Origin of the sequence: Pseudomonas sp. NFACC41-3 (genome assembly GCF_900109505.1) — a bacterium.
In the GTDB taxonomy this organism is placed as follows: Bacteria; Pseudomonadota; Gammaproteobacteria; order Pseudomonadales; family Pseudomonadaceae; genus Aquipseudomonas; species Aquipseudomonas chlororaphis.
In genome coordinates this window covers 237,895-250,186 of sequence record NZ_FOAE01000002.1, presented here as the reverse complement: position 1 = coordinate 250,186, position 12,292 = coordinate 237,895, and the positions used below count along the sequence as shown (strand labels likewise).

Here is a 12,292-nt window from a genome sequence, read left to right as displayed (position 1 = left end):
GAAGCGGGGCGCCTTGCGCGCCCCGTCGATTGGTAAAAGTTGAAACTTAGATCGCCTTCAGCGTGCCTTTTGGCAGCGTGGCAGCGATCGCGCCTTTCTGAAACTTCATCTCGATAGTGTCGGAAACTTCCAGCACTACGAAGTCGTCGGTCACTTTGGTGATCTTGCCGGCGATACCGCCAGTAGTCACAACTTCGTCACCTTTTTGCAGGCTGCCCAGCAGGTTCTTTTGCTCTTTGGCGCGCTTGGCCTGTGGACGCCAGATCATCAGGTAGAAGATGACCAGGAAACCGACCAGGAAAATCCACTCAAAGCCAGTGCCGGCGGGGCCAGCAGCAGGTGCAGCAGCATCAGCCATTGCAGTCGAGATAAAAAAGCTCATGTAACACTCCGGATAATTGCAAAAGTGGGTCTAAACGTCTTTAGAACTTATTCTAAAGGCGGCACGGGTAACCCGCGTTTGGCATAGAAGGAATCGACAAAGGCGGCCAATGTACCCTGTTGAATAGCCTCGCGCAAACCAGCCATAAGCCGTTGGTAATGACGCAAATTATGGATGGTATTGAGCATGCTCCCCAGCATTTCGCCGCACTTGTCCAGATGATGCAGATAAGCACGGGAGAAGTTCTGGCAGGTGTAGCAATCGCAGGTCGGATCCAGCGGCGAATCATCATGGCGATGGAACGCGTTGCGGATCTTCAGCACGCCAGTGTCAATGAACAAGTGCCCATTGCGGGCATTACGGGTTGGCATCACGCAATCGAACATGTCCACACCGCGGCGCACACCCTCAACCAGATCTTCCGGCTTGCCAACACCCATAAGGTAACGAGGTTTGTCTGCTGGCATCTGGCCTGGCAGGTAGTCCAGCACCTTGATCATCTCGTGCTTGGGCTCGCCCACCGACAGGCCACCAATGGCCAGGCCGTCGAAGCCGATCTTGTCCAGGCCTTCCAGAGAGCGCATGCGCAGGTCCTGGTGCATGCCACCCTGGACGATGCCGAACAGCGCCGCCGTATTGTCGCCATGGGCGTTCTTCGAGCGCTGGGCCCAGCGCAGTGACAGCTCCATGGACACCCGTGCGACGTCTTCGTCGGCCGGGTACGGGGTGCATTCGTCGAAGATCATCACGATGTCCGAGCCCAGGTCGCGCTGGACCTGCATCGACTCTTCCGGGCCCATGAAGACTTTGGCGCCGTCGACCGGCGAGGCGAAGGTCACGCCCTCCTCCTTGATCTTGCGCATGGCGCCCAGGCTGAACACCTGGAAACCGCCGGAGTCGGTGAGGATCGGGCCTTTCCACTGCATGAAATCATGCAGGTCGCCGTGCTTCTTGATCACTTCGGTGCCCGGGCGCAGCCACAGGTGGAAGGTGTTGCCCAGGATGATCTCGGCGCCAGTGGCGACGATGTCCCGCGGCAGCATGCCCTTGACCGTGCCGTAGGTGCCCACGGGCATGAAGGCCGGGGTTTCCACAGTGCCGCGGGGGAAGGTCAGACGACCGCGACGAGCCTTGCCATCGGTGGCGAGCAGCTCGAAAGACATACGACAGGTGCGACTCATGCTTGATCCTCAGGGCCGCGTGGCGCGGGATTGCGGGTGATGAACATCGCATCACCGTAGCTGAAAAAGCGGTATCCATGCTCGACGGCAGCCTTGTAGGCGGCCATGGCTTCGGGATAACCGGCGAACGCCGAAACCAGCATCAACAGTGTGGATTCGGGCAAATGGAAGTTGGTGACCAGGGCATCGACCACATGGAACGGTCGGCCCGGGTAGATAAAGATGTCGGTGTCGCCGCTGAACGGCTTGAGCACGCCATCGCGCGCCGCGCTTTCCAGGGAACGCACGCTGGTGGTCCCCACCGCCACCACCCGACCGCCGCGCGCGCGGCAGGCGGCTACCGCATCCACCACGTCCTGGCTGACCTCCAGCCATTCGTTGTGCATATGGTGATCTTCGATGCGCTCCACCCGCACCGGCTGGAAAGTCCCGGCGCCGACATGCAGGGTCACGAATGCGGTCTCGACGCCCTTGGCGGCAATCGCCTCCAGCAGCGGCTGGTCGAAGTGCAGCCCCGCGGTCGGCGCGGCCACCGCGCCCAGGCGCTCGGAATACACGGTCTGATAACGCTCGCGGTCCGAGTCTTCGTCCGGGCGGTCTATATAAGGAGGCAACGGCATATGGCCGACGCGCTCCAGCAACGGCAGCACCTCCTCGGCAAACCCCAGCTCGAACAGGGTGTCGTGGCGGGCCAGCATCTCGGCCTCGCCACCGCCGTCGATGAGGATCTTCGAACCCGGTTTCGGCGATTTGCTGGAGCGCACATGGGCCAGCACACGGTGGCTGTCGAGCACCCGTTCCACGAGGATTTCCAGCTTGCCGCCGGAGGCCTTCTGGCCAAACAGGCGTGCCGGAATCACCCGGGTATTGTTGAACACCATCAAGTCGCCCGGGCGCAAATGCTCAAGCAAATCAGTGAATTGACGGTGGGCCAGGGCGCCGGTGACCCCATCCAGGGTCAACAGGCGGCTCGCGCGACGCTCGGCCAGGGGGTGGCGGGCGATCAGCGAATCAGGGAGCTCGAAGGTAAAGTCAGCAACACGCATGATGGGGTTCGTCTAGCAGGGCCGGAAAGTTTAGCGGAAATAGCCAAAATTGACCATGAAACCTGATTGACCAACGGTAGGCACGTCTCTATACTTCGCCGCCATTGAGCCCTGATGGCGGAATTGGTAGACGCGGCGGATTCAAAATCCGTTTTCGAGAGAAGTGGGAGTTCGAGTCTCCCTCGGGGCACCAAACTTAAAAAAGACCTTGAAATTCAAGGTCTTTTTTTTCGCCTGCAGAAAAGTGCCGCAGCCCCTGTGCGCCAGGATTCCGTAGGAGCGAAGCTTGCTCGCGATGAACGATGACGCGGAGAAACTGGCACTGCGCAGCGTCTGTTTCGCGGGCAAGCCTCGCTCCTACAGAGGACTAAAAAGCGCCAATGCAAACCTGCTCAAAAGCTTCCTTGATACGCATCAAGAAGCCCTGGCTTGTGCGCCATAGACTGTCTGAAAGACATTGGAGCGATCAGACAGGCCCGATATGAGCGAAGAATCCACCGCGCGTCCCCTTCCCAACCCTCTTCCCGAAAAAGCCACACCCACACCCACCGTCACGGCCAGCAGCAAAAGCGCCCCACGCAAGCCCGCCACCCCACGCCCGCGCCGGCCTCGTGCGGCCAGTAAACCTGCCGCGGCCAAAACCGCCGAGGCGGAAATCAGCGCCATCAGCCAGCAGCCGGTCGCCCTGCAGGTGGCCAGCGCGCCCCACGGTAGCAATGAGGACAGTTCCACCGCCAAGCTGCCGGCCAGTTACCCGTACCGCAGCCGCATGCGCCGCGCCGAATATGAAAAGGCCAAGCAGGAATTGCAGATCGAACTGCTCAAGGTGCAAAGCTGGGTCAAGGAAACCGGGCAGCGCGTCGTGGTGCTGTTCGAGGGGCGCGATGCCGCGGGCAAGGGCGGCACCATCAAGCGCTTCATGGAGCACCTGAACCCGCGGGGCGCGCGGATCGTCGCCCTGGAAAAGCCCAGCGCGCAGGAACAGGGCCAGTGGTATTTCCAGCGTTACATCCAGCACCTGCCCACCGCCGGGGAAATGGTGTTCTTCGATCGCTCCTGGTACAACCGCGCCGGGGTCGAGCGGGTCATGGATTTCTGCTCGCCCCTGCAATACCTGGAGTTCATGCGCCAGACGCCCGAGCTGGAACGCATGCTGTGCAACAGCGGCATCCTGCTGTTCAAGTACTGGTTCTCGGTCAATCGCGATGAGCAACTGCGCCGTTTCATTTCGCGCCGCGACGACCCGCTCAAGCACTGGAAGCTCTCGCCCATCGACATCAAGTCGCTGGACAAGTGGGACGAATACACCGCCGCCAAACAGGCGATGTTCTTCCACACCGACACCGCCGATGCGCCCTGGACGGTGATCAAGTCGGACGACAAGAAGCGCGCGCGGATCAACTGCATCCGCCACTTTCTGCACTCCCTCGACTATCCGGGCAAAAACCTGCGCGTGGCCCATCAACCCGACCCAGTGCTGGTCGGCCGAGCGTCGCGGGTCATGGAGGAAGACGAGCGGGTGTACAACCAAGCGGCTGCGGAGCCGGTGCGCAATCCGCAGGCGACACTCGCCTAAGCAGCCAGCCTTGAAGAAGGCCCCGCGCCAGGATCGCTGAAGGATCCTGAAGCGGGGCCAGCCAACTAGATACCCTGCACCGGCAACAGCACACAGGCCTGCAGCCCGCCACCGTCACGGTTGCGCAAGCGCAGTTCGCCGCCGTGCTCCAGCACGATCGCCCGCGCCGCGGAAAGCCCCAGGCCGACGCCGCCGGTGTTGCGGTTGCGCGAGCTTTCCATGCGGAAGAACGGCTCGAACACCTGCTCCTGCCACTCGACGGGAATCCCCGGCCCGCGATCCAGCACACAGACCTTCACCTGCTCGGCATCCGCCAGCACTTCAATCGCCGGTTCGCTGCCATATTTGATGGCGTTTTCCAGCAGGTTGCTCATGACCCGCTTGAGTCCCAGCGGGCGGCCGAAATACACCAGGCGCGGCGGGCCGCTGAACGCGATGTCGATGGACTGGTCGCGGTAATCGTCGACCAGGGTTTGCAGCAGTTCCGCCAGATCGAAGGACGTCGCCTCTTCCAGCCGCGCATCGTCACGGAAGAAGTCCAGGGCCGAGTTGATCATCGCCTGCATCTCGTCGACGTCATGGAACAGCCGGCGCTGCTGCTCGGGGTCCTCGATGAACTCGCCGCGCAGGCGCATGCGGGTCAGGGGGGTACGCAGGTCATGGGAGATCGCCGCGAGCATCTGCGTGCGGTCCTTGATGAAGTGCTGCAACTGGGCCTGCATGGCGTTGAACGCGAGGATCGCCTGGCGAATCTCGTGGGGCCCGACCGGCTCGATGGGCGGCGCGCGAAAGTCCACGCCAAAACGCCGCGCGCCCAGGGCGAACTGCTGCAAGGGCCTGGCCAGGCGGCGGGTGGCGATCAGGGCGACCAGGACGGTGGACAACAACACCAGCCCGATCACGATCAGGTTACGCGGCCCCTCATCCAGCCCCCAACTGCGCGACGCCGAAGAAAACATCAGCCAGGAATCGTCTGCCAATTGGATCAGCAACGCGTACTGGCCGTTCGGCCCGGGCCAATCGCTGGGCTGATAAGCCTCGATATGCCCGTTCGGCGATTTGAGCAACTGCCGAAGCCCCTCCGAATCCGTGCGGTATTCCGGGTCGTCGGTCACCGGCACCGAGATGTCTTGTCGCCTGTTGTGCCAGGTCACGCTCAAGACCGGATTGCTGGCCACTTCGGCCAGGCGCGAGCGCTGCGTCGGTTCGGCGGCCTCGATCATGTTGGTAATAGATGCGATCCGCTCCACCAGGCCGGATTCGCTCAACGGCGGCTTGGCCCAGACCCCGGCCAACTGCACGAACAGCGCATTGAAGGCCAGCGCGGTGAGCATCGCCATCAGGGTGGTCAGGGCGATCCAGCGGGCGATGGTGTCGCGCGGGCCACCCGGTCTGTGTCTTGCCCTCATTGGCGGGTCACGCTGGGGGTGAACAGATAGCCGCCATTGCGCACCGTGCGAATCATCGCCGGGCGCTTGGTGTCGAACTCCAGCTTGCGCCGCAGGCGACTGACCTGCACATCGATGCTGCGGTCGAAGGCGTCATGGGCCTGCCCGCGCGCCAGGTCGAGCAACTGCTCGCGGGTGAGGATGCGTTGCGGATGCTCGACGAACACCAGCAGCAGGTCGAACTCCCCCGCCGACAGCGGGATCATCACCTGGTCCGGCGAGCGCAGTTCGCGGCGGGTCAGGTCCAGTTGCCAGTCGGCGAACCGGATCAACGGGCGCGGCACCTCCCCGGTCACCGGCCGACTCTCCCCGGCCCGACGCAGCACCGCGCGCACCCGGGCCAGCAACTCGCGGGCATCGAAGGGCTTGCTCAGGTAATCGTCGGCGCCCATTTCCAACCCCACCACGCGGTCGCTCAATTCGCCCATGGCGGTCAGCATGATCACCGGCACGGCGTGCTGCTGGCGCAGGCGCTGGCACAGGGTCAGGCCGTTTTCCCCCGGCAGCATCAGGTCGAGAATGATCAGGTCCGGCACCTGCCGCTCCAGCGCCGCCCACAGCGAAGCGCCCTCGGTGGCGACTTCCACCGAGTAGCCGTGTTGCACAAAAAATTTCTTCAGCAGCGCGAGGACCTCAAGGTCGTCGTCCACGATCAACAGACTGCTCACCAGTGTGTATCACTCAAGCTCGGAATGAGCTGTCATTCAAAACCATTGGACGCGGCCCGTCATATATTTCAACGCGGTAACAAACCGACAACCCCGCAATAAAGCAGACATCTTTAAGCAAAACGCCCATGCCAGCATCGGCCTCCCTGTTCCCAAGGTCCGCCGCCCATGCGCTCATTCCTGTGTTCCGCCCGCCTGCCTCGTCATACCGCCCTGCTGCTGTCCCTGTCCTACCTGGCGGGCTGTACCAGTCCGGGCCCCACTACCCAAACCGCCTGCGCGAAGGTCGACTATCCGATCCATGATCCCGCCGAGCCGGTCAACCGTGGCGTGTTCGCCTTCAACAAGGCCGTCGACGACTACGCACTGGCACCGGTCGCCCGCGGTTACCGCCACCTGCCCGACTTCATGCAACAAGGTGTGCACAACTTCGCGAGCAACTTCGGCGAGCCCAAGGTCTTCATCAACGACCTGCTGCAAGGCAACCCACAGCGCTCGGTCAACACCCTGGGACGTTTCGCGGTCAACACCACGGTCGGCGTACTCGGCCTGTTCAACGTCTCGGACCCGCTCGGCATCCCACGCCACACCGCCGACTTCGGCCAGACCTTCGGCGTGTGGGGCATCGGCAACGGTCCCATCGTCGAACTGCCGCTGCTGGGCACCGACAACAGCCGCGACTCCGTGGGCAAGATCCTCAACTTCGTGGTCTCCCCCTTCGGCGACAACAGCGACACCGTGCAGACCCTGGGCACCGTCGCCATGGTCGGCGGCGTAGTGGACGGCCGCGCCGCCCTGCTGCCGCTGACCGACAGCCTGAAAACCATGCCCGACTACTACAGCGCCCTGCGCGACGTGAACGCCGAACACCGCGCCGCCTTCGTGCAGGAAGGCAAGCAAGGTGCCACCAGCCCCGCGAAAAACCGCTGTGAAGGAGCAACTCATGATGACTTCTGAAACCGACGCCCTGGTCCTGCTGCAACGCGTGGCCAAACACGGCGACGCCTCCCTGCAATGCCGCGAAGTCAGCCTGCGCCTGTCAGACGACCAGCAGCACCTGACCCTCAGCCGCTACAGCGAGCACTACAGCCCCGAAGGCCTGGAATGGGTCGAACGCCAGCACCGCATCAGCGTGACCGAGTTGATTCGTTGGGTGATCAAGCAGGGGGAGCCGCAGGTGTTGGTACAGAGTAGAGAGTCGCAAAGAGCTTCGGCTTAAAACCGAGGCAAGCACCCGCCTTGGAAACGACGGATGAAAAGTCTGATTGGAGAGCCGCGTCTGAACGTTGAGTGAAGCATCATCGGCCGTGACAAACAGATAATTCCCATAAAAAGAATGATAACTCTGACTTGGTTTGTTTTTAAAAGTCCCGGTGTCATGGTTCGAAGGTCACTAATCCCGGTGACATTCAAAGAGAAATGAACATGACACTAGAAGCAGGCGCAACCGCCAACATCGGCGACAAATGTCCACAAGGCGGCACCTGGTACCCCGCAGGTAGCCCAAGCAAAACCCGGTCAATCGGTATCGGCAACAAGATGCCTCCGACTCCCGATGGTGAACCCCACTGGGTACTTGAGACCCCAACCGGCGATGAGTAAAAACAGGTAGTTTCACCATGTCTTGCGTGCAGCCCTCCCTCGGTTTCCGGCGGAGGGCTTTTTGCACCTGGCAACGAAACGCATACGCCTGAGCATCGATTAAAAGTTGAATCCGATGATGGGCATTCAGATTTGAAGAACCTGTTCAGCTACTGCATCATCCGCGCCTCAAATGGACGACTCGCAACACAACACTTCAAGGACCGATCATGAGTGGCAAACCCGCTGCCCGCGTCAGCGACCCAACCGCCTGCCCGCTTCCCGGCCACGGCACCAACCCTATCGTCACGGGTTCGCCCAATGTCATTTTCGACGGCCTGGCCGCCGCTCGAAAGAGTGACCAATCAGCTTGCGGCAGCCCGATAACCGGGGCGGTTTCCAGCACTGTATTCATCAATGGCTTGAATGCCGCCACGCTGGACAGCACCGGCGGGCACGGCAACATCATCATCGGGGGCTCCGGCACCGTCATCATTGGCGACACGGTGGTCAACGCTCCCTTCTCCGGGCTCCTACCCATGCCGGTGAACTTCACCGACCGTTTGAAGCTGGTGAACGATGTAACGGGCGAACCGATGCCCAATCATGCTTACGTGATCCAACGGGCCGATGGGCGCCTTGAGCATGGGGTTTCGGACGCCGCTGGTTTCACCCATGAAATCAGCTCGCATGTTGCAGAAAGCATCAAGTTGTTTTTGGAAGAGTGACGCATGGAAGCCAACACCATTACCTCGGCGAACGGTAAACCCGTCAAGTTGAAAGCCGAGCACACGCTTACAGATAAAAAAGACAAGAGTGACAAAGTCATTCCTATCGAAAGCACCAAGGCCATTGTGTTTTTTGTCGGGGGTGCAGGGGACAAGGAAAGTTATTATTTTTCTGGTCCCTATGCCAACATCAATGAGGCAAAGAGACCTCTAGATGACCGGGCGGTACAACTCCAGCTACAAGGCAAGTACCGGTCTGAGTGGCTGGGGTACAATGAAATCAGAGGAAAAAAAGATATTCAAAAAAATGTGCTGAATATCATTCCGTATAAGTCTTGCCCTATCTATATAATCGGCCACAGCCTGGGTGGTTGGAATAGCGGGCACCTGACCAGCATCATGGCCAATTGGGGCTACACCATCAAAATGCTGGTCACTCTCGACCCTGTAGGCGAGGGTGCACTGGTATGGCTCGGATCAGATATTTACGGATCAGTACCAACTCCCGTCGCCGAGCAGTGGATAAACATCAAAGCCACACCCTCCAATCCCGATAGATCGGATGGCGTCGCTAACTTTGGGGAAAAATGGTTAATAAGCAGCGGGCCTGACCTCAATGTAAGCATGAATACAAACCATGCTAATGCACTCGGCATGTTCACAGGGGCCATTGCAGGTCGAAAGTCCGCTTGCGACCTGATTTTCGAGTCCATTACAAAGGAGTTCAGCAAATGAAAAAAATACTGCTCCTGCTATTAATTGCTATTTGCTCATCCTGCGCCAAAGATCATGGAAAAGTAATCGCCGATCTGACTTTCCTCTCTATCGAACGAAAAGATGATCTTCCGCTGTACACCATTCATTACAACTCGAACGTAAAACTACTAAATCTCTACGGTGAGAGTGCAAGAGACGGGATAGCTGCAGCGTTTTTCATCTGTGCCTTAGGTGATGACCAAGACCTATCCGTTGGTCATACCCCCATGTACTATGCCGCCGGCTTGATTAAAGAAGATGCTATTCAAACTTCAACATCAGCATTTAACTTCACGACTCGACTACCTCTTAACGAAACGCCCAACAATGGACAATCCAATACTTTTCTTTCCCAAAGCAAACTGAATGAGCTTTTAGCCAACAAACAAAGTATCCCCTGCAAAGCCGTCATCACCGCCTATGGCTACAAAGCTTACTATTCCAACACCTTGCAATTACCCGTTGCCGATCTCCTTCGGGAAATCAATAAACCCGAGACCCCGTAACCCCCTACAAGCACCGCGCAGTTCTTCCCCCCTCTGTGCGGCGCCCCCTTAAACAACCCGAGCACTCGCTGACAATTCTTCGACATCGGCTGCGGTACTATCCCCGCCTCCGTTTGCCGCAAGAGCCTCGAACCTGCATGTCTCAACCGTCGCCATCGACCGCTTCCAGCATCCCCTTGCCCTGCGTCCTCGCCGGCCCTCTGCTGCGCCGCCTGGAACCCACGCGGCTGGTGCTGTGGCTGGTGGGCTCGCGGGCGCTGGAGCTGACGTTGCGTTTGCAGGCCGGCGGCGACACGGAAAGCCGCGACTACCCGCTCACCACCGAGCAGTGCCAGGTGATCCCGGTGGGCCAATATGCCTTTATCCACCTGATCGACCTGCCGCTGGACAATTCCCTGCCTTGCAATGTGCCCATCGACTACGACCTGCTGATCGCCAACGCCGACGGCTCCAGTTCGGGGATCGCCGAGTGGGCGCCGCATCTGCTCTATGGGCAAAAGCAGCAGCCGGATTTTGTGCTGCACAGCCGCATCCAGCAGTTGGTCCACGGCTCCTGCCGCAAGCCCCATCATTCGGCGGACGAGGGTTTGCTTTGCGTCGATCGCCTGCTGGCGGAAGCAGCCGATCCGCAGCAACGCCCTGCCCTGCTGCTGATGACCGGCGACCAGGTGTACGCCGACGACGTGGCCGGGCCGATGCTGCGGGCGATTCATGCGCTGATCGAGCGCCTGGGCTTGTTCGGCGAACATCTGGAGGGCGCGGTGGTGAGCGACAGCGCCGCGCTTTACCGGCACCGCGCCAGCTATTACAAACGCGCCGAATTGCTGCCGGCGCTGAAAAGCAACGAGACCCTGCGCGAGCGCTTCTTCGGCGGGGTGAAAAAGCCGATCTTCACCAGCAGCAGCGCCGACAATCACCTGGTGACCTTCGCCGAGGTCATGGCCATGTACCTGCTGGTCTGGTCGCCGCTGCCCTGGCGCCTGATCGATCCACGACCGCCGCAGCTCGATGCCAAGGAGCAGCAGCGCTACCAGCGCGAACAACTGCGGATCGAGGCTTTTGCCAAGGGCCTGGGCGGCGTGGCGCGGGTGCTCGCCCACCTGCCGAGCCTGATGATCTTCGACGACCACGACATCACCGACGACTGGAACCTCAGCGCCCAGTGGGAAGAAACCGCCTACGGCCACCCGTTTTCCAAACGCATCATCGGCAACGCGCTGATCGCCTACATGCTGTGCCAGGGCTGGGGCAACAATCCGGATGCCTTCGCCACGCCGCTGCAACACACCCGTGCCCTGAGCGCCGAGGCCCAGGGCGATGCGCTCTACCTGGACAGCGCCACCCAGGACACCCTGATCGACGAATTGCTGCGCTTCCAGCAATGGCAATACACCCTGCCCACCACCCCGGCGCTGGTGGTGCTGGACACCCGCACCCGGCGCTGGCGCAGCGAATTCAACCTGGCGCAGCCCTCGGGCCTGCTCGACTGGGAAGCGCTGAGCGAGCTGCAACATGAACTGCTGGATCACCCGTCGGCGATCATCGTGTCCCCGGCGCCGGTGTTCGGCGTCAAGCTGATCGAGACGGTGCAGAAGGTCTTCAGCTGGTGCGGTCACCCACTGCTGGTGGACGCGGAAAACTGGATGGCGCACCGCGGCGCGGCCCAGGTGATCCTGAATATTTTCCGCCACTCGCGCACCCCGGGTAACTACGTGATCCTCTCCGGCGACGTGCACTATTCCTTCGTCTACGAAGTGCTGATCCGCCACCGCAAGGGCGGCCCGCAGATCTGGCAGATCACCAGCAGCGGCATCAAGAACGAGTTTCCACCGACCCTGCTGGAATGGTTCGACCGTCTCAATCGCTGGCTGTATTCGCCACGCTCGCCGTTGAACTGGTTCACCCGCCGCCGGCTGATGCGAGTGGTGCCCTACAGCCCCGAACATCGCGAGGCCGGCGAACGGCTGTGGAACTCGGCGGGCATTGGCCAGGTATTCTTCAACGACAACGGCCAACCCCGGGAGATCTACCAGCACAACGCCAATGGCGCGCCGAAAACCCGGATGCTGGCGCCGGAGGAAGACTGAAGGGTGAGAGCGACTTGGCAAAAACCAAGTCGCTCAGACGTCTTTCGGTTCAGTAGGTTGATCCCTGTCCGTCATACAGTCCGTACTCACAGAAGCCTCATCAAACCAACTGTCCCAAGCTTCTCCAGCCGGAGCGATGACCCGGGTACGCCCCATAGCGATGATCTCCACTTGCGTAACATCGCCAGGAAACGCCGTAGCCTCAGTCAGGTGAATAGTCTGACCGCTGCTGTTTCTAAAGACTGATCCTTGCGCCATCGAGCTATCTCCTGGCGTTTTCAAATAGAGCCACCAGCGTATCGCGCGTCACCGACAGGTCAACGATCAGGCAAA

General features: G+C 60.5%; 13 protein-coding genes and 1 tRNA gene. 8 read left to right on the top strand and 6 right to left on the bottom strand.

The window, feature by feature from the left end; genetic code table 11:
* Window positions 1–46: 46 nt before the first annotated feature.
* From yajC to queA, 3 genes are read right to left on the bottom strand one after another with little or no spacing between them, the layout of a single operon-like run.
* Window positions 47–382 (bottom strand): preprotein translocase subunit YajC, encoded by a 336-nt coding sequence (yajC, locus tag BMY68_RS10500; RefSeq protein WP_007929510.1) that lies wholly within the window; start codon window positions 380–382, stop codon window positions 47–49.
* 47 nt (window positions 383–429) lie between these two features.
* A complete protein-coding gene (gene tgt / locus BMY68_RS10495) occupies window positions 430–1,545 on the bottom strand; it encodes a tRNA guanosine(34) transglycosylase Tgt (RefSeq protein ID WP_162096445.1) in 1,116 nt (371 codons plus the stop codon).
* 14 nt (window positions 1,546–1,559) lie between these two features.
* On the bottom strand, window positions 1,560–2,609 hold the full coding sequence (gene queA / locus BMY68_RS10490; protein ID WP_085532263.1) for a tRNA preQ1(34) S-adenosylmethionine ribosyltransferase-isomerase QueA: 1,050 nt from the start codon (window positions 2,607–2,609) through the stop codon (window positions 1,560–1,562).
* 108 nt (window positions 2,610–2,717) lie between these two features.
* Between queA and BMY68_RS10485 the strand changes: the two genes are divergently transcribed.
* Both BMY68_RS10485 and ppk2 read left to right on the top strand, forming a co-directional pair.
* Window positions 2,718–2,802, top strand: a tRNA-Leu gene (locus BMY68_RS10485).
* Between the two features lie 288 nt (window positions 2,803–3,090).
* On the top strand, window positions 3,091–4,185 hold the full coding sequence (gene ppk2 / locus BMY68_RS10480) for a polyphosphate kinase 2 (protein ID WP_085532265.1): 1,095 nt from the start codon (window positions 3,091–3,093) through the stop codon (window positions 4,183–4,185).
* Between the two features lie 65 nt (window positions 4,186–4,250).
* Here the strand turns inward: ppk2 and BMY68_RS10475 are convergent, their stop codons facing one another.
* Both BMY68_RS10475 and BMY68_RS10470 read right to left on the bottom strand, forming a co-directional pair.
* A complete protein-coding gene (locus BMY68_RS10475; protein WP_085532267.1) occupies window positions 4,251–5,594 on the bottom strand; it encodes an ATP-binding protein in 1,344 nt (447 codons plus the stop codon).
* A complete protein-coding gene (locus BMY68_RS10470) occupies window positions 5,591–6,301 on the bottom strand; it encodes a response regulator (protein ID WP_009045463.1) in 711 nt (236 codons plus the stop codon). The genes BMY68_RS10475 and BMY68_RS10470 overlap by 4 nt, the downstream gene beginning before the upstream one ends.
* Before the next feature lie 168 nt (window positions 6,302–6,469).
* On the opposite strand from BMY68_RS10470, the gene BMY68_RS10465 reads away from it, so the two are divergent.
* The 6 genes from BMY68_RS10465 (at window position 6,470) to BMY68_RS10440 (ending at window position 11,959) form a co-directional block, all read left to right on the top strand.
* Window positions 6,470–7,258: an MlaA family lipoprotein gene (locus BMY68_RS10465; RefSeq protein ID WP_085532269.1), complete on the top strand. Its 789-nt coding sequence runs from the start codon at window positions 6,470–6,472 to the stop codon at window positions 7,256–7,258.
* Window positions 7,245–7,520 (top strand): hypothetical protein, encoded by a 276-nt coding sequence (locus BMY68_RS10460; RefSeq protein WP_085532271.1) that lies wholly within the window; start codon window positions 7,245–7,247, stop codon window positions 7,518–7,520. The genes BMY68_RS10465 and BMY68_RS10460 overlap by 14 nt, the downstream gene beginning before the upstream one ends.
* A gap of 592 nt (window positions 7,521–8,112) precedes the next feature.
* Window positions 8,113–8,610, top strand: a complete 498-nt coding sequence (locus BMY68_RS10455) for a PAAR domain-containing protein (protein WP_085532273.1) — start codon at window positions 8,113–8,115, stop codon at window positions 8,608–8,610.
* A 3-nt stretch (window positions 8,611–8,613) separates the two neighbouring features.
* The gene (locus BMY68_RS10450) at window positions 8,614–9,345 is read left to right on the top strand and encodes an alpha/beta hydrolase family protein (RefSeq protein WP_085532274.1); all 732 of its coding nucleotides are present in this window, start codon (window positions 8,614–8,616) and stop codon (window positions 9,343–9,345) included.
* Entirely contained in the window at window positions 9,342–9,872 is a 531-nt protein-coding gene (locus tag BMY68_RS10445) for a hypothetical protein (protein ID WP_037004977.1), read from the top strand. The genes BMY68_RS10450 and BMY68_RS10445 overlap by 4 nt, the downstream gene beginning before the upstream one ends.
* 137 nt (window positions 9,873–10,009) lie before the next feature.
* On the top strand, window positions 10,010–11,959 hold the full coding sequence (locus BMY68_RS10440; protein ID WP_085532276.1) for an alkaline phosphatase D family protein: 1,950 nt from the start codon (window positions 10,010–10,012) through the stop codon (window positions 11,957–11,959).
* 33 nt (window positions 11,960–11,992) lie between these two features.
* Here BMY68_RS10440 and vapB read toward each other — a convergent pair whose 3' ends face one another.
* On the bottom strand, window positions 11,993–12,217 hold the full coding sequence (gene vapB, locus BMY68_RS10435; RefSeq protein WP_085532278.1) for a type II toxin-antitoxin system VapB family antitoxin: 225 nt from the start codon (window positions 12,215–12,217) through the stop codon (window positions 11,993–11,995).
* Window positions 12,218–12,292: the final 75 nt, after the last annotated feature.

Bases quoted from the DNA above. Each gene is read 5' to 3' on its own strand.
- BMY68_RS10450 (WP_085532274.1), top strand. From the start codon at position 8,614: ATGGAAGCCAACACCATTACCTCGGCGAACGGTAAACCCGTCAAGTTG.
- BMY68_RS10475 (WP_085532267.1), bottom strand. From the start codon at position 5,594: ATGAGGGCAAGACACAGACCGGGTGGCCCGCGCGACACCATCGCCCGC.
- queA (WP_085532263.1), bottom strand. From the start codon at position 2,609: ATGCGTGTTGCTGACTTTACCTTCGAGCTCCCTGATTCGCTGATCGCC.
- BMY68_RS10455 (WP_085532273.1), top strand. From the start codon at position 8,113: ATGAGTGGCAAACCCGCTGCCCGCGTCAGCGACCCAACCGCCTGCCCG.
- yajC (WP_007929510.1), bottom strand. From the start codon at position 382: ATGAGCTTTTTTATCTCGACTGCAATGGCTGATGCTGCTGCACCTGCT.
- tgt (WP_162096445.1), bottom strand. From the start codon at position 1,545: ATGTCTTTCGAGCTGCTCGCCACCGATGGCAAGGCTCGTCGCGGTCGT.
- BMY68_RS10445 (WP_037004977.1), top strand. From the start codon at position 9,342: ATGAAAAAAATACTGCTCCTGCTATTAATTGCTATTTGCTCATCCTGC.
- ppk2 (WP_085532265.1), top strand. From the start codon at position 3,091: ATGAGCGAAGAATCCACCGCGCGTCCCCTTCCCAACCCTCTTCCCGAA.
- BMY68_RS10460 (WP_085532271.1), top strand. From the start codon at position 7,245: ATGATGACTTCTGAAACCGACGCCCTGGTCCTGCTGCAACGCGTGGCC.
- BMY68_RS10465 (WP_085532269.1), top strand. From the start codon at position 6,470: ATGCGCTCATTCCTGTGTTCCGCCCGCCTGCCTCGTCATACCGCCCTG.
- vapB (WP_085532278.1), bottom strand. From the start codon at position 12,217: ATGGCGCAAGGATCAGTCTTTAGAAACAGCAGCGGTCAGACTATTCAC.
- BMY68_RS10440 (WP_085532276.1), top strand. From the start codon at position 10,010: ATGTCTCAACCGTCGCCATCGACCGCTTCCAGCATCCCCTTGCCCTGC.